General features: G+C 47.7%; 10 protein-coding genes. 5 read left to right on the top strand and 5 right to left on the bottom strand.

Annotated features, from left to right (window positions below):
• Positions 1 to 246: 246 nt before the first annotated feature.
• The gene (locus NG833_RS26350) at positions 247 to 2,022 is read left to right on the top strand and encodes an ABC transporter ATP-binding protein (protein WP_254568244.1); all 1,776 of its coding nucleotides are present in this window, start codon (positions 247 to 249) and stop codon (positions 2,020 to 2,022) included.
• A gap of 36 nt (positions 2,023 to 2,058) precedes the next feature.
• Positions 2,059 to 2,496, top strand: a complete 438-nt coding sequence (locus NG833_RS26345; RefSeq protein ID WP_254568243.1) for a hypothetical protein — start codon at positions 2,059 to 2,061, stop codon at positions 2,494 to 2,496.
• Positions 2,497 to 2,499: 3 nt separating this feature from the next.
• Here the strand turns inward: NG833_RS26345 and NG833_RS26340 are convergent, their stop codons facing one another.
• The 3 genes from NG833_RS26340 to NG833_RS26330 all read right to left on the bottom strand — a co-directional run bounded on the left by NG833_RS26340 (position 2,500) and on the right by NG833_RS26330 (position 7,195).
• Positions 2,500 to 3,621 carry an ATP-binding protein gene (locus tag NG833_RS26340; protein ID WP_254568242.1) on the bottom strand — a complete coding sequence of 374 codons (1,122 nt, stop codon included), beginning with the start codon at positions 3,619 to 3,621 and terminating at the stop codon, positions 2,500 to 2,502.
• A gap of 144 nt (positions 3,622 to 3,765) precedes the next feature.
• Complete coding sequence (locus tag NG833_RS26335) at positions 3,766 to 5,961, bottom strand: histidine kinase dimerization/phosphoacceptor domain -containing protein (protein ID WP_254568241.1); 2,196 nt, start codon at positions 5,959 to 5,961, stop codon at positions 3,766 to 3,768.
• Between the two features lie 346 nt (positions 5,962 to 6,307).
• On the bottom strand, positions 6,308 to 7,195 hold the full coding sequence (locus NG833_RS26330) for an alpha/beta fold hydrolase (RefSeq protein ID WP_254568246.1): 888 nt from the start codon (positions 7,193 to 7,195) through the stop codon (positions 6,308 to 6,310).
• 88 nt (positions 7,196 to 7,283) lie between these two features.
• On the opposite strand from NG833_RS26330, the gene NG833_RS26325 reads away from it, so the two are divergent.
• A complete protein-coding gene (locus NG833_RS26325) occupies positions 7,284 to 8,783 on the top strand; it encodes a glycosyl hydrolase family 57 (RefSeq protein ID WP_254568240.1) in 1,500 nt (499 codons plus the stop codon).
• A 705-nt stretch (positions 8,784 to 9,488) separates the two neighbouring features.
• On the opposite strand, the gene NG833_RS26320 is transcribed toward NG833_RS26325, so the two are convergent.
• Together NG833_RS26320 and NG833_RS30655 are read right to left on the bottom strand one after the other, a co-directional pair.
• On the bottom strand, positions 9,489 to 11,558 hold the full coding sequence (locus NG833_RS26320) for a prolyl oligopeptidase family protein (protein ID WP_254568239.1): 2,070 nt from the start codon (positions 11,556 to 11,558) through the stop codon (positions 9,489 to 9,491).
• Positions 11,559 to 11,899: 341 nt separating this feature from the next.
• Positions 11,900 to 12,028, bottom strand: a complete 129-nt coding sequence (locus NG833_RS30655; RefSeq protein WP_256556171.1) for a hypothetical protein — start codon at positions 12,026 to 12,028, stop codon at positions 11,900 to 11,902.
• Between the two features lie 375 nt (positions 12,029 to 12,403).
• On the opposite strand from NG833_RS30655, the gene NG833_RS26315 reads away from it, so the two are divergent.
• Both NG833_RS26315 and NG833_RS26310 read left to right on the top strand, forming a co-directional pair.
• The gene (locus tag NG833_RS26315) at positions 12,404 to 14,878 is read left to right on the top strand and encodes a PAS domain S-box protein (protein WP_254568238.1); all 2,475 of its coding nucleotides are present in this window, start codon (positions 12,404 to 12,406) and stop codon (positions 14,876 to 14,878) included.
• Between the two features lie 124 nt (positions 14,879 to 15,002).
• Positions 15,003 to 16,127 (top strand): class I SAM-dependent RNA methyltransferase, encoded by a 1,125-nt coding sequence (locus tag NG833_RS26310; RefSeq protein ID WP_254568245.1) that lies wholly within the window; start codon positions 15,003 to 15,005, stop codon positions 16,125 to 16,127.
• Positions 16,128 to 16,451: the final 324 nt, after the last annotated feature.

Below are 16,451 nucleotides of genomic sequence, written 5' to 3'. Positions count from 1 at the left end.
GGCGCAATGCTTGCGCCCCTGGGGCGCAAGCATTGCGCCCCTACACATACCTTCCTTTCAGTTGCGCGTTTGGAGGATTTATATTTTGCAATCCCCTAAACCGGGCGATCGCACTGGGGGGAGCCCTAATCTCATCCGGAATCCGGTTTTCAAAGGTCCATAAACAACCGGATTCCGTAGCAGGCGTATGATAGATGGACACCTTCAACCCCTATACTGATAAATTCCGTGTCAGTCAATCGCACTATGACCCGCAAACATTCAGGGCATCCCTTGGGGCGTCTGCTGGAATATGGACATCAATATCGCGTTCAAATCTGGCAGGCGATCGCCTGTTCTATTCTCAATAAATTATTTGACTTGGCACCTCCGGCCCTGATTGGGGCAGCAGTGGATGTGGTTGTCAATGAAGAAGACTCTTTCATTGCCCGATTTGGGGTGACCGATGTCTTCGGACAATTACTGCTTCTCAGCGGGCTTACCTTTATTGTCTGGGTGATGGAATCGGTCTTTCAGTATGCCTACGATCGCCTTTGGCGCAATCTGGCTCAAACCCTCCAACATGATTTACGCCTGGATGTTTACCGCCACTTACAAGACTTAGACTTGGCCTATTTTGAGGAGCGTTCTACCGGCGGGTTTATGTCTATTTTAAATGATGATATTAACCAACTAGAGCGTTTTTTGGATGTCGGGGCCAATGAAATTCTCCAGGTAATCACGACGGTGATTATCATTGGCACAGTCTTTTTTGTGTTAGCGCCAACGGTAGCCTGGATGGCACTGTTGCCCATGCCCTTTATTATCTGGGGTTCGATCGCCTTCCAGAAATTGCTCACCCCTCGCTATGCCGAGGTGCGTGAACAGGTCAGTTTGCTCAATAGCCAACTCAGCAATAATTTAAGTGGCATTACCACGATTAAAAGCTATACGGCTGAGGTTTATGAAAGCAAACGCATCGGACGGTTGAGTGAAAATTATCGCCAAAGTAATCGACGCGCAATTGCCCTGTCTGCCGCTTTTATTCCCTTAATTAGAATCATCATTCTGGTGGCTTTTACCGCTACCTTGTTGCTTGGCGGTTTATCTGCTGTAGAAGGCAATTTAGCCGTGGGGACTTACAGCGTTTTAATCTTTTTAACCCAGCGGTTATTATGGCCGTTAACGCGCTTGGGTCAGACTTTAGATTTGTATCAACGGGCAACGGCTTCTGTCGCCCGGGTGATGAATTTATTAGATACACCGATCGCCATTCATCCGGGAAATAAACCGTTACCAATTCAGACAGTACGGGGTGAAATCCAATGGCGGGATGTTACCTTTGCCTATTTCGATCGCAATCCGGTGATTAATCAGTTATCCCTAGAAATTCCTGCGGGAAAAACCATTGCCCTGGTGGGGGCGACAGGTTCGGGGAAAAGTACGGTGGTGAAGTTGTTGCTGCGACTGTATGAAATTCAGTCGGGAAGTATTACTTTAGATGGGATAGAGTTGCACGATATTCAGTTGCAGGATTTGCGACGGGCGATCGGGTTAGTCAGTCAGGATGTGTTTTTATTTCATGGGACTGTGGCTGAAAATATCATTTATGGCAGTTTTGATGCCAGTTATGAGGATGCGATTGAGGCAGCAAAACTGGCAGAAGCCCATGATTTTATTCTGGAACTGCCCCAAGGGTATGACACCATTGTAGGGGAGAGGGGGCAGAAACTTTCCGGGGGACAGCGACAACGGTTGGCGATCGCCCGGGCCCTGTTGAAAAATCCGCCGATTTTGATTTTAGATGAAGCGACATCAGCAGTGGATAATGAAACCGAAGCGGCGATCGGGCGTTCTTTGGAACGGATTACGCAAAACCGGACAACGATTGCGATCGCTCATCGTCTCTCCACGATCCGAAATGCCGATTGCATTTATGTCATGGATCGGGGAGAATTAATAGAGCGCGGCACTCATGAGGAACTTCTGGAACGAGAAGGAATTTATGCAGGGTTATGGCGCGTGCAAATGGGTTTAAAGTAATCCAATTCATCCAATCGCAACGTAAGAGAAATAGCAATGACTGGTTTTTTACCGGGGAACCTTCAGCCAGAGAAAGAAGAGGACCGATGGCGTTATGAGTTAGCAGATTTTGCCAAAGCTCACCAACAGGAATTAGCTGCTCTTTCCTGGGGCCTATGGCTGGAAAATCAACATAATGGCAGTGTGATGGGAATCGATTTACAACCCACACCGCATTTTGTTTACTGTCCCAAAGAGGCGGTACTCAAACTCAATGAAACCGTGGGGAGTTTTTTACAAGAAGTGGTGGGAATTGTCGAGGGATTTAATCCTGAAACAGAGGTTCTCCTCGTGGGGATTAATCAAGGGCAGTTGAAGGTGATAGAATTTGTCACCGATCCACCCCCTCCCCAATGTTTTGAAACGGTATCTGCGGATGTGGATACATTATTGGACCGATTAGAACAGGGTCTGGGAGAACGGGTGAAAGGGTAAGGGTTATGGGACTGGGTTGAGGGGAAGGGTAACGGTAAACGTTGTCCCTTGACCCAGTTGGCTTTCCACGGTAATTTGACCGTGATGTAAATCCACGGACCGTTTGGCGATCGCCAGTCCCAACCCAGTTCCCGGGATAGTCCCCACATTAGAAGCGCGAGAAAAGGGTACAAATAGGGTATTGATGTCTTCGGGGTCAATGCCAATTCCGCGATCGCAGATTTGAAACACCACCTCATCGGGTTCAAAAGATAGGGTAATCAAAATCTCCCCCCCTGTGGGAGAATACTTAATCGCATTGGCAATTAAATTATTGAACAAATGCCACAGTAATTTTGGGTCGAGGTAGGCAGTCCGCGCTTCTCCTTGTTGGGTAAAAATTAGGCAATATTCATGTCCTGAAGTCAATTGAAAGGTCTCCACAATCCCCTCGCAAAATGATGCCAAATTTAAAGGGGCCGGGTTTAAGCGGGTTTTTTGAAAATCGGCTTTGCCAAATTTTAAAATATCTTCCAGTAATTGATTCAGGCTTTCCGTTGCCATCACAATTTGTTCAAGATGTTTTTGCGTTTTTTCCGGGGGCCAATTATCCACATACTCCTGAATTAATTCCGCTGATGATTGAATCGTCGTCAAGGGATTGCGAAATTCATGGGCCGCCATCGAGAGATACTGAGATTTGATTTGGCTCACTTCTTCGGCCTTATAACGCTTCGTTTCTGCGGTAGAAACGGCTTTTTTCACTTCCAATTCGGCCTGATGACGAGATAAAGCTATTTCGATAGTCACCCAGAGTTCAGTTTCCCGAAAGGGTTTGAGAATGTAGCCCAAAGGCTGGGTTATTTTGGCTCGTTTTAAGGTATTTTCATCGGCATAAGCGGTCAAATAAACTACGGGAATTTCTAAGGTTTCCCGAATGTTATCCGCTGCCATAATCCCATCCATAAGCCCTTGCAGCATGATATCCATCAATACTAAATTTGGCTGATGAATCGCCGCCGCTTTGATGGCTTCTTCTCCTGAAGCTACGATATCCACCACCTCATATCCCATTTTTTCGAGACGGAGGGCAATATCTTCGGCAATAATGGCTTCATCTTCTACAACCAGAATTTTAGGTGACATGACAGGTTTCCCCCAACTTTAATCGGTATGATGAGACAGAATTCCTGTCCCTCAAGTTTTGTGTCAATTATAAAACTGAAATTGTCTGGGGTAAAGCCAAAAGGGATTTTATATTACACCCGCTTGTGGGTCCCCGGAATAGGGTTAAAGACCTTGAGGAGAGGGAAAGGTAATTTGAAAGCAAGCTCCGTGACTATTTTTAATCTCCAGGGTTCCCCGTAATTGTCTAGTCAAAGCACGAACTAAGCGCAGTCCTAAAGAATTGGTTTTTTTGAAGTCTAATCCCTCGGGTAAGCCCCGACCTGTATCGCGCACCATCAGGTTTAATTGCTGATTAGTTTGGGCGGTAAATTCAATAAAGATGGTTCCCGATCCGTTGTCGGGAAAGGCGTGTTTGAGGGAGTTTGACACCAGTTCATTGAGCAATAATCCGCAGGGAATTGCGGTGTCTAAGTTGAGGGAAACATTTTCGATGTCCAGTTTTAACAAAACTTTTTGAGCATTAATACTATAACATGAAAATAAGTTGCTAGTCAAGCTTTCAATGTAATCATTGAAATCTATTTTAGCCAAGGTGTCCGAGTGGTAAAGTTTTTCATGGATTAAGGCCATTGAAGCAATGCGGTTTTGACTATCGCGTAAAATCGATAAAATTCGCGGTTCTTCAATATAAGAACTTTGCAGGGAAAAAATACTGGAAATCACCTGCAAGTTATTTTTGACCCGATGATGAACTTCCTTGAGGAGGAGTTCTTTTTCTTCGAGGGAGGCTTTAATTTGGCATTGAGCTTTTTTACGATCGCTCAATTCGACTTGCAACCGTTCGTAGAGTTCGGACTGCTGAATGGCGATCGCCAGTTGAGTGGCTAAAGAAGCTAACAGGTCAATTTCCCCGGTTTGCCACTGCCTGGGTCCCGAACATTGATGGGCAATTAATAATCCCCACAGGGTGTCTTTTTCGACAATCGGAACGACCAATTTCGCTCGGACTTCAATGCTTTTCATAAACTCCACCAAACAGGGTAAAGTCTGTCCGGAATCCCGGTCAACTAAAGCACAAATTCGGCCTTCGATATACCGTTGATAATTTTCGGGGGGAAAGACTTCTTCGGGAAAAACCCGATTTAAGACTTTCAGCCAACCGGGTTTGACGGCTTCAGCGATCGCACTGCCGGTCCCATCCGCCCAAACGCGATAGACTAAGACGCGATCGCACCCGAGCACTTGCTGGACTTCCTCCACAGTGGTACTCAGAATGGTGGTTAAATCCAAGGATTGGCGAATCCGTTGGGCGATCGCCCCGAGTAACCGTTCCCGTTCCACCTGTTGCCGCATCGCCTCTTCCGCCTGTTTGCGATCGCTGATATTCAGCATCACCCCATCGGCAATCACATCCCCATTTTCCATCCAAGTATAATGGGTATTATCCTGCACCCACTTCAGTTCGCCCGAGGCACTAATGATCCGAAATTCCTGATGTTCCCGGGGTTGTTGGATGCCGCCTAAAGAAGCGATGCGCTCACGAAACCCCTCGCGATCGTCCGGATGCACCCGACCAAATAATCCCCACAAATCCGCCATCGCATCCATTGGGTCAATCCCCGTGAGTTCCTCAATGCCATCGCTGATGAAAGGCACTGTAATTCGTCCATCGGTGCGAATAATCGCCCGATACATCACCCCGGGCAAATTGGCGGCGATCGCTGAAAACTGGCGATCGCGTTGTTCCCGGCGAGCAATTTCAATTTCCAACCGTTCCACCGTTCGGGCTAATTCCGCCGTGCGCTCTTGCACCAAGGCTTCTAGGGTTTGATTCTGGCGATCGATTTTAGAAATCAATTGATCCCGTTCCTGCTCCGCCTGTTTCTGTTCGGTTCTATCTTGTACTAAAGATAAAATCGAAATCGGATCTCCCGCCTCATCTAACAGAGCCGAATTATGCCACTCACACCAAATCACTTCACCCGTTTTTGTGTAATTCCGATGACAAACAACGTTGTGAGATTCTCTTCCCTCAAGTAAACGACCAACAGCTTCGGCAACCAGGGCTTCATCCTCAGGATAGTTACAAGGCCATTTTTGCCGAGGAATACCCATCACCTCTGCCGCCTTCCAGCCGAGAATTTGTTCCGCTTGGGAAGACCATCGCTTCACCCCGATCGCACAATCCCACTCGATCGCCCCTAGGGGAAAGTTTTCCACATGAAAGGTTAATCGCTGATACGCCTGCCGCAGTTCTTCCTCCTCCGATTGGAGATTCTCCGGACCCTCCAAAGGGGGAGGGGTGGGGGCGGCCCAGTTCGTCAAACGGTCCTCTGGCTGTTGGCTAAACTTTTGCATTCCTTCCTTCCCGAACTCAATCCCCTGTATGTTTTCACGACACCTATCTCCGAGAGGCAGTGGCTTTCCTATGGACCTCCAACCGAGGACCCCCAAAAGATCGGGGGTCGAGTTTCGGTCCCTGCCGGATCTCGGATTTGGCCTTAACCATCCGGGTTTCTGGACTCCAGATCCGGGGGAGTCTGCTGATCCCTGGCTTTTAGGACAAAGGACCAAAAGATTTTACGTCAGGGTTAGCACTGCCTGCATTCCCTAATTTTAGGGTTTGCTATCTCTTTACATTCTGTCTCGAAAAAGTCTCAGTTGCCAAACTTTTTTGGCAACTGGGGAACAGCAGAGGATCAGTTCAGAGTTTGGACCATTCCAGAATGTGATCTGCACTCAACTGGGGTTGTTCTAAATGGGGAACGTGACCACAGTTGGGAATCCAGATCAGCTGACTTGAGGCGATCGCTTCTTTGAACTTGTCAGCATCCCTTGTTCCCAAAATTTGGTCATTTTCTCCCCATAAAATTAGAGTCGGTTTGTCTACCTGCTCAATTTTATCCGCTAAAAAGTTGTAACCCCCGCTTTTGGTAAAGGCGATCGTGCCGCGATCCCATCCTGGCATCTGCAAATGCAGACTCGCACAAGCGGAGGCATCCGCCGAAGCTAACGTGCGATCGCAGTACGCTTTCAAACTGATTTGTTGGCGAATTCGCGGATTTCTTAAAAATTGGGTCGCCAAATACCCCAGGGGGGGAAACATCATCTTCCCCATCGCCGGACCCTTGGCAAACCCGGCACTATCAATTAATACCAATTTTTGCACCGCATTCGGGTAAGATAGGGTAAAATCAAGTGCTGCTGCACCCCCCATCGATACTCCAACTAAAATCATCGGCTGTTGAATTAACTGGGTCCAAAACTCATATAAATGGGTTTTAATCGCCGCAGGTGTAATTGGAATTTCCGGCAGGCGCTGGGTAAATCCAAATCCCAATAAATCCATTGCCCAAGTTTCCTGTTCCCCTGCCAACAACGGCAGCAACCGGCGAAACTCAAACACGGAACTATCGAACCCATGTAGCAACAAAATCGGCGGTCCCCCCCGACCTTCGCGAACGAAACTCGTGGGAATCGGGCGATCGCATAAGGAAGTCAGGACATCCTGACATTCGATTCTCTGTGCCAGGGCGATCGAAGTAGATTCCGTCAAAAACTCAACATCAGAAGGCAGAAAACTCGGAAACATCATTTTGACTCAAGTTAAAAAGTATCTGTTCCAAGACACTCAATCAATGGTAAACTAAAAATAGCACGTTAAAGCAGCAATTAAAATTATGGTTTCCATCGCTCCCACACCCACAGAACTTCCCAAATTAGAGGAATTTTCACAAGGATTACCCAATATTTGCGGGTGGGAAAACGCAGTTCGTTCCGTCGTTCAACAGAACAAACCTGTATTTTTGCCTATTACAAATATCCGATTAGAAGACATTAGTGCTGCATTTGCGATCGCCTTGCATATGCATCAACCCACCATCCCTGCCGGACCCAATGGTGAATATATCGGCCACCTGCAATATATGTTTGAACATACCGGCGAAGGCGATAATCACAATGCCGGACCCTTCTCTTGGTGCTACAGTCGCATGGGGGAATTCATTCCCGAACTCGTCGCCAACGGCTGTAATCCCCGAGTCATGTTAGATTACTCCGGCAATTTATTGTGGGGATTGCGACAAATGGGACGCCATGATGTCATCGATAACCTCAAACGCATCACCTGCGACCCCCAATATTATCTCCATGTTGAATGGTTAGGAACCATGTGGAGTCATGCCGTGGTTCCCTCCACTCCCCTGCCGGATCTCAAACTACATATTCAAGCATGGCAACATTATTTTGCCTCAATTTTTGGCTGGGAAGCCCTCGCCCGAGTCAAAGGATTTTCCCCCCCAGAAATGCACCTACCCAACCATCCTGATACCCTATTTGAGTTTATCAAAGCCCTCAAAGAAAGTGGCTATCGCTGGATTATGGTTCAGGAACATTCCGTGGAAACCTTAGAGGGTCACAGTCTCGGCTACAAACATCTTCCCCACCGCCTAATGGCGCGCAATTCCCAGGGGGAAACCACCAGTATCACCGCCTTAATTAAAACCCAAGGGTCTGATACGAAATTAGTGGCTCAAATGCAGCCCTATTATGAAGCCAAAACCCTGTCTAAACAGCAAATTGGTTCCGTCACTGTTCCCCCAATTGTTACCCAAATTGGCGACGGAGAAAATGGAGGCGTGATGATGAATGAATTCCCCGATGGATTCAAACGTACCACCTATGAAATTGCCCAAAATAATGGAGGTAAATCGGGAACAGTTGCCTTAAATGGGACCGAATATTTAGAACTAATTGAAGCCGCTGGCTGTTCCCCGGATGATTATCCCACCTGCCAAGCAGTGCAACAACATAAAATCTGGCAACGGCTTGATCCAGAGAATGTCACCCCGGAAAAAATGGCCGAGGCGATCGGGCAGTTAACGCAAGAAGACCATCAATTTCATGTAGATGGATCTTCCTGGACGAATAACCTCAATTGGGTGCAAGGCTATGAAAATGTAGTCGGACCGATGAATTCCCTCAGCGCCCTATTTCATCAAAAAATTGACCCGTTACTGGGAGATGAGAACCTCACCCAACAACCGCGCTATCGTCAAGCATTACTGAACAATTTGTTAACTCAAACCAGTTGTTTCCGCTACTGGGGACAAGGAATGTGGACTGATTTTGCAAGATCCATCTATGAACGGGCGATCGACCAGTTAAACAATGACTTTTAACCCTCCAAGTTCGTAGTAACGACTTCAGTCGTACTCTTAGTTCGTAGTAACGACTTCAGTCGTACTCTTCTCTTAAGTTCGTAGTAACGACTTCAGTCGTACTCTTCTCTTAAGTTCGTAGTAACGACTTCAGTCGTACTCTTCTCTTAAGTTCGTAGTAACGACTTCAGTCGTACTCTTAGTTCGTAGTAACGACTTCAGTCGTACTCTTCTCTTAAGTTCGTAGTAACGACTTCAGTCGTACTCTTAAGTTCGTAGTAACGACTTCAGTCGTACTCTTCTCTTAAGTTCGTAGTAACGACTTGAGTCGTACTCTTAAGTTCGTAGTAACGACTTCAGTCGTTTCCTCATCCAGCAACAACCGGCAGGGTTTCAAATTATCGCTGATTTGTGGGGTTTAATGACGATGGTGAGTGGGTTTTATGGAGAAGAGAACGACTGAAGTCGTTACTACGAACCCGGAAACGACTGAAGTCGTTACTACGAACTTATGAAACGACTGAAGTCGTTACTACGAACCCGGAAACGACTGAAGTCGTTACTACGAACCCGGAAACGACTGAAGTCGTTACTACGAACAATAAGAAACGACTGAAGTCGTTACTACGAACACCGGAAATAACGCCTGAAGGCGTTACTACGAACACCGGAAATAACGACTGAAGTCGTTACTACGAACATGGGAAGAAACGACTTCAGTTGTTACTACTTAGCGGGGATATCCATTTCTAGAGTTCGGACTAGAAATGCCCATTTATCTGCCACTTCCTCGATGATTTTAGCCGTGGGTTTTCCGGCACCATGTCCCGCTTTAGTTTCAATGCGAATCAGGACTGGTGCCTTTGAGTTATGTGCGGCTTGTAAGGCAGCAGCGAACTTGAAACTATGTGCGGGAACAACGCGATCGTCGTGATCGGCTGTGGTAATCAGAGTGGCTGGATAGGCGGTACCGGGTTTGAGGTTATGTAAGGGAGAGTAGGCATACAAGGCTTTAAATTCATCGGGATTATCCGGGGAACCGTAATCGGAACACCAGGCCCAGCCGATGGTAAACTTGTGGAAGCGTAACATATCCATGACGCCAACGGCAGGGAGGGCGGCAGCGAACAGGTCCGGGCGTTGTGTCATACAGGCCCCGACTAATAATCCGCCATTGCTGCCTCCGGCGATCGCCAGTTTCTGGGGTCGCGTATAGTTCTGTTCGATTAACCACTCAGCAGCAGCAATAAAATCATCGAACACATTCTGTTTATTTAACTTCGTCCCCCCTTGATGCCAATCTTCTCCGTATTCTCCTCCACCGCGCAGATTGGGAATGGCAATGATGCCGCCAAGTTCCATCCAGACGACTTGGGAGACGGAAAAACTCGGAGTGAGGGAAATGTTAAATCCGCCATATCCATACAAATAGGTCGGATTATTCCCATCCCGTTGGATTCCCTGTTTATGGATGATAAACATCGGTACCTGAGTGCCATCTTTACTGGTGTAAAAAATTTGCTCTGTTGTATAGTCATCCGGGTTGAACTCAACCTGGGGATGACGATAAACGGTGCTGGTTCCGGTGACCATATCGTAGCGATAAATGGTGGGTGGGGTGGTAAAGCTGGTGAAACTATAAAAGGTTTCGGTATCGTGGCGTTTGCCATTAAATCCACCAGCAGAACCGATTCCCGGCAATTCGACTTCCCGGATGAAGGAACCATCGAGGTTAAATAGTTTAATTTGACTGCGAGCATCTTTGAGATAATCGGCGACAAACTGATTATTTAAAAGACCGATACTTTCTAAGGTTTCGGGCGCTTCGGGAATCAGTTCGTTGCGATCGCCAGTGCGGATATTCAGAGAAATTAACCGTCCTCGGGGTGCATTCAAGTCCGTTTGAAACCAAAACAAATCCCCTTCTTTATCGATAAACCCATACTGGGCTTCAAATTCGGTAATTAATTCAATAACGGGAGCATCAGGATTCGTTAAATCTTTGTAAAAGACTAAGTTTTTCGGGTCGGTACCGCGCCAGACGGAGATAATCAGAACGGTGCCATCTTCACTGACACCCCCGCTAAATCCCCACTCTTTTTGATCCGGACGATGATAGATTAAAATATCCTCGGATTGGGGAGTGCCGAGGCGATGGTAGAAGAGTTTTTGATAATAGTTAACATCTTCATATTGGCCTTTGGTGTTGGGTTCATCATAGCGACTGTAGAAAAACCCTTGATGGTCGTGAGTCCAAGAAGCACCGGAGAATTTAATCCATTGGAGATGATCGGATAAATCTTCGCCGGTTTCAATGTCGCGAACTTTCCATTCTTGCCAATCGGAACCGGAGGAAGAGAGACCATAGGCCATGAATTGAGCATTTTCGCTAATGGCGATACCGGCTAGGGCAATGGTACCATCTTCAGAGAGCTTGTTGGGGTCGAGCAAGACCCGAGGTTGATCGTCGAGGTGATTGAGGACATAGAGAACGCTTTGGTTTTGGAGTCCATCGTTTTTAAAATAAAAATACCGACTGCCTTTTTTAAAGGGGATGCCGTATTTTTCATAATCCCAAAGTTCCGTCAAGCGATGTTTGAGGCGATCGCGATGGGGAATTTCGTTAAGAAAAGCAAAGGTGACCGTATTTTGCGCTTCTACCCAAGCTTTGGTTTCCTCAGCGTCAGGGTCTTCCAACCAACGGTAGGGGTCAGAAATCTGGATACCGTGGTAGTCATCCACGATATCGCCTTTACGAGTCTGGGGATAGCTGAGGGTTCCGTCGAAATAGGACATACGCTTAGGGAATTAAGGAGTGTATTCTAGTGTAGCGTTTTGCCTAGAGGATTGAAGCATTGCCTGGGACTGTGATGGCTTTTGTACCTACGGACAATTCCTGGGCGATCGGCATAGATTGGGTCCAGGGATCCCAGTCCCGAATCCAGAGCCCTCCCCAGGGAAGAACAGCAGCAGTATAGCTACAGATGAGGGGATGGCAACCGAGGCCGCCATTTTTGAGTCGGAGGCCGTAACTCGGATTCCTCAAACCTAGGCCATCAATTATGATACCCGGATTTTCTACCCTGTCGAGTCAGAATCGAGAGAATTTAATTGCAATTGCAATTAAGTTCTACTCGTCACTGAACTGTTCCCCACTCCATGTACCCTAACAAGATAGAAGGGGGAAAATATCGGGTGGAGAAGCAGCTTAATGCTAGGGTGGGGTCTAAATCCTCTGGGGTGACGCCCCCTGCTGGGGTAGCCACTCTCTGAGACTCTAACTGATCCTGATTCAGAGCGGCTAGGGTTAAGGGTTTCGCGAAACCGTTGACTTTTCCTAGAGCCTCTACGGAGTGCTCACCGGGGAAAAACGCCCTCTTGTTTACCCCAGTCTGGAGCGGATTCTAAAGAAAGCGGGTATCGCCCCTAGGTCGCCTGGATCAATAAACCGAGGGATTGTCCGTTGCGAGGGCTACATAAATTAGATTGAGGTAAATGCTTCCATCTACGATTTATTTAGAATACAAGCTAAAGCAATTGGGTAGCCAAGAATGGGAAGTATAAAAAAGCCTTTTTGAAGAATCAAACAAGTATTCGAGTGAAGTTGACCCTTTCTTTTTTACAGTGCTACATTTTTTACTATGGCTAAAATCCTAATTGTTGATGATGACGTAACCGTGCAGCTCGTCCTCCAGGACTTACTCGAAAGCGACGGACATCGCATCACCGTGGCCTCGGATGGGACGGAAGGCTTGCGGCTGGCGAGAGAACTGGAACCTGACTTAATCGTTTGCGATTGGATGATGCCCGGACTCGATGGATTAGAAGTCTGTCAGAAAATCAAGTCCGACCCGGAACTCGCACCGATGTTTTTCATCCTGCTCACCGCCCGAGAAGAAGTGGGCGATCGCATCAAGGGACTCAACACCGGAGCCGATGATTTTCTCTCCAAACCCATCGAAACCGAAGAGTTTCTAGCCCGGGTGCGTGCCGCCTTACGATTGCATGGCTTAACCCAGGAACTCAGCCAAGCCAATCAGCAGTTAGAAGCCTTAGTTGAGGTGCAGCGCCGACTCCTAGCCTTTAAAGGAGATCCCCCCACGGATAATAGTCCCAGCTACCCCTACACAGAAATTCTCAAACCCTTGGGACAAGCGGCTCAAGCCAGTCGAGTCTACCTCTGCCAAAATCCACCCCTGTCTGCGGGGAATTGCGCGCCAACAGGTCACTCCCCGCTGTTGGTAGCTCAGTGGAGTTGCGAAGAGTTAAAAATTCAACCCGGATCCGACACCACTGCCCAACCGGCGCAATGTTTTTCCTTAAAGGCCCCTCTGCTGATTGAGCGGTGGGTCTCTCTGTTAGCCAGAGGAGAAGTCATTGCCGATGTTGTGAGCAACTTTCCCGACTCTGAACGGGTACTGTTAGAACAATCCGGGATTCAATCCCTGCTGATCTTGCCCCTGATGGTGCATGGGGAATTCTTTGGATTTATTCGCTTTGACAATTGCATGGAACCTCGGGTGTGGTCCGAGTCAGAAGTCTCCATCCTTCGCGCTGCTGCTGCTGCCGTCTCTCTTCATAAAGAACGGGCCTTAGCGGAAGTGGCCCTGCGGTCTTCGGAAGCTCGCTATCGGGCCATTGTCGAAGATCAAACCGAACTGATTTGTCGGTTTGCACCGGATGGCACCCTGACCTTTGTCAATGATGCCTACTGTCGCTATTTTGGAGTGAGTCGCAAAGAACTCATGGATGGATCGGTGGTTTCCTTGATACCGGATATCGATCGCAACCCCATCGCCATGCCGGTGGTCACCCGGGAACGCCGGATCGTCCTGCCCAATGGCGAAGTCCGTTGGCAACAGTGGACCGATCGCGCCATTTTCGACGCTCAGGGGGTGTTGAGTGAGTTTCAAGCTGTGGGGCGAGATATCACCGAACAAAAGTTAGCCGAGGCAGCGGTCCAAGCCAGCGAGGAACGGTTCCGCCAATTAGCCGAAAATATCGAAGAGGTCTTTTGGATTAGCGATCCAGATTATAGCCAAATCCTGTACGTTTCCCCGGCTTATGAGGAAATTTGGGGACTAGAACGCCAGGAATTGTATGAGCAACCCACCGCCCGGTTAGAGGCGATTCATCCGGACGATCGCCAAGCCGTCCTCACCGGATTAATGCCTTTAGATCGCCTTGACCGCGAATATCGGATCATTCGACCTGATGGTTCCATTCGCTGGATTCGCGATCGGGGCTTTCCCATCCGTGACGAAGAAGGCAAAATCTACCGCATTGCCGGAATTTCTGAAGATATCACCGAAATCAAACGCGCTGAGGAGCAACTGCGTCATGCTTTGGCGAAAGAACGCGAAATCATGGAGTTTAGAACCCGGTTTGTTTCAATGGTTTCTCACGAATTCCGCACCCCCATGACCACGATTCTTTCTTCGGCTGATTTACTCGAATATTATTTAGAGGAATGGCCCAATGACAAACTGGATAAAAAGTTCCAAGCCCTCCAACGCATTCAATCGGCTACGGTGAATATGACCCAATTACTGGAAGATGTCCTGTTCATCGGACGGGCCGAAATGAGCCAACTTCCGTTTAACCCCCTTCCCCTTGACCTGACCCCCTTTTGTCAAGGAATTGTCGAAGAATTTCAGTTTTCCTCAACCCAAAATTACACGATTAATTTTGTCCAGAATTACTCCACCGAGTTCTTGAACAACCAATCCCGCAAGCCTTGTTTTGATGAAAAATTATTACGATATATCCTCAACAATCTGCTTTCCAATGCGATTAAATACTCCCCAGATGGGGGAGAGGTGTATTTTGAATTAACCTGTACCGAAACTGAGGTGATTTTTATGATTAAAGACTCGGGTATCGGGATTCCCTCCGAAGAAATACCCCGCCTCTTCCAAACCTTCCACCGTTGCGGAAATGTCGGGAATATCCCCGGTACAGGGTTGGGATTGGCAATGGTGAAACGCAGTACCGATTTACATTGTGGGGAAATTTCCGTTGAAAGTGAGGTGGGATTCGGGACCGCCTTTACCGTTAGGCTTCCTTTGTATAGCCGACAGCGAGAAGAGGATTCGAGTTCACAACAAGTTGGATAATTATCTTAACCCGGTTCCCCCGATCCGTTCTGCCTGGATTCTGCCGCTTCCCGAATTTTGGGGAAGTGGAAATGACTTCCTAACGGGTCTGTGCTGGTGCTTTTCTGATAAACTATCACTTATGATGACTGAATACTTTGCGACTGTTGCTCGGGGTTTAGAACCCATTGCTGCCCAAGAATTAGAACGCTTAGGTGCTCGCGACGTTCGTCCGGACTTTACAGGGGTCCATTTTTCGGGCGATCGCGCTTTACTTTACCGGGTTAATTTGTGGGGAAGAACGCTGTTTCGCGTTCTCGTTCCGATTCGAGAATTTTTCTGTCCCAATGCTGAAATGCTGTATCGAGAAATCCAGTCTATTGATTGGGAAGAGTATCTCGACCCCGGTAATACCCTGGCGGTGAACTGTACCGGCAGCAATCATAAACTCAATCACACTCATTTTACGGCGTTACAGGTCAAAAATGCGATCGTAGACCAACAGCGCGATCGCACGGGAGAACGGTCAACGGTGGACCCGAAGGACCCGGATTTGTTGCTGAATCTGCATATTCATGGCGATCGCGCCATTCTCAGTTTAGATAGTTCTGGCAACAGCTTACATCGGCGCGGATATCGTCCGGCAATGGGAATCGCACCCCTCAAAGAAACTTTAGCTGCGGCTATTTTAGAACTCGCTGAATATTCCCCAGAACAGCCCTTTTTAGACCCCTTGTGCGGGTCCGGGACTTTACCTTTAGAGGCGGGTTTAAAGGCGTTAAATATTGCCCCAGGATTGTTTAAAGAACGGTTCGGATTTATGAGTTGGCGAGATTTTGACCTAGAACTTTGGCAGGATATCCGCCAAGAAGCCCTAGACGGTCAAAAAGCTGAATTAACGGCCCCCATCTACGGCAGCGATCGCGATCGGTCTGTGATCCAACAAGCGCATCTGAATGCGGAAAACTGCGGATTAGATGCCCAGGTTCACTTCTCCATCCAAGAATTTTATCACATCGAACCCCCTGCCGAAACCGGAATTTTGATCTGCAATCCTCCCTACGGAGAACGTCTCGGTGAAGTCCATCAACTGGGGGATTTCTATAAATCTATGGGCGATATTTTAAAACAGCAGTTTACCGGGTGGACGGCTTATATTTTATCGGGCAACAAAGAACTCACTAAAAAAATCGGCCTGAAATCCTCAAAGCGCATTCCCCTTTACAATGGTTCTTTGCCCTGTTCCTTACTCAAATATGAATTGTATTAAATTTGAGTGGGGTTTTATAGTACATCTTGCCCGAATTAGACCCGTCCATTTAAGGAATGGGAGCATCTTGATCCCTAACTGCAGCAAGGGAGCAAGATGCTCCCACTCCTTAATTCTATTTTTAGCCTAATTTAGCCGCGCTATCGGGGTAAGGGAATCCCAGGGAAACCCCTACGGATTTTACTTAGGGAACTCCAAAAAATAAAATACCCAAAACCCACACCCTCAAGGGTGGGGCTATACGGACAAAGCCTGCCTACGCAGGCTGAAGAGTCAAGTTTTTCACCGCAGAACTTGGATAATTTATTTTTTTGGACTCCCTTA

The sequence above is a fragment of the Oscillatoria sp. HE19RPO genome (genome assembly GCF_024220515.1).
In the GTDB taxonomy this organism is placed as follows: domain Bacteria; phylum Cyanobacteriota; class Cyanobacteriia; order Cyanobacteriales; family Laspinemataceae; genus Laspinema.
The sequence above is the reverse complement of the archived record's forward strand: the minus strand, read 5'-3'. Positions and strand labels throughout refer to the sequence as shown.

Bases quoted from the DNA above. Each gene is read 5' to 3' on its own strand.
- NG833_RS26310 (WP_254568245.1), top strand. From the start codon at position 15,003: ATGACTGAATACTTTGCGACTGTTGCTCGGGGTTTAGAACCCATTGCT.
- NG833_RS26350 (WP_254568244.1), top strand. From the start codon at position 247: ATGACCCGCAAACATTCAGGGCATCCCTTGGGGCGTCTGCTGGAATAT.
- NG833_RS26340 (WP_254568242.1), bottom strand. From the start codon at position 3,621: ATGTCACCTAAAATTCTGGTTGTAGAAGATGAAGCCATTATTGCCGAA.
- NG833_RS26330 (WP_254568246.1), bottom strand. From the start codon at position 7,195: ATGTTTCCGAGTTTTCTGCCTTCTGATGTTGAGTTTTTGACGGAATCT.
- NG833_RS26335 (WP_254568241.1), bottom strand. From the start codon at position 5,961: ATGCAAAAGTTTAGCCAACAGCCAGAGGACCGTTTGACGAACTGGGCC.
- NG833_RS26325 (WP_254568240.1), top strand. From the start codon at position 7,284: ATGGTTTCCATCGCTCCCACACCCACAGAACTTCCCAAATTAGAGGAA.
- NG833_RS26315 (WP_254568238.1), top strand. From the start codon at position 12,404: ATGGCTAAAATCCTAATTGTTGATGATGACGTAACCGTGCAGCTCGTC.
- NG833_RS26320 (WP_254568239.1), bottom strand. From the start codon at position 11,558: ATGTCCTATTTCGACGGAACCCTCAGCTATCCCCAGACTCGTAAAGGC.
- NG833_RS26345 (WP_254568243.1), top strand. From the start codon at position 2,059: ATGACTGGTTTTTTACCGGGGAACCTTCAGCCAGAGAAAGAAGAGGAC.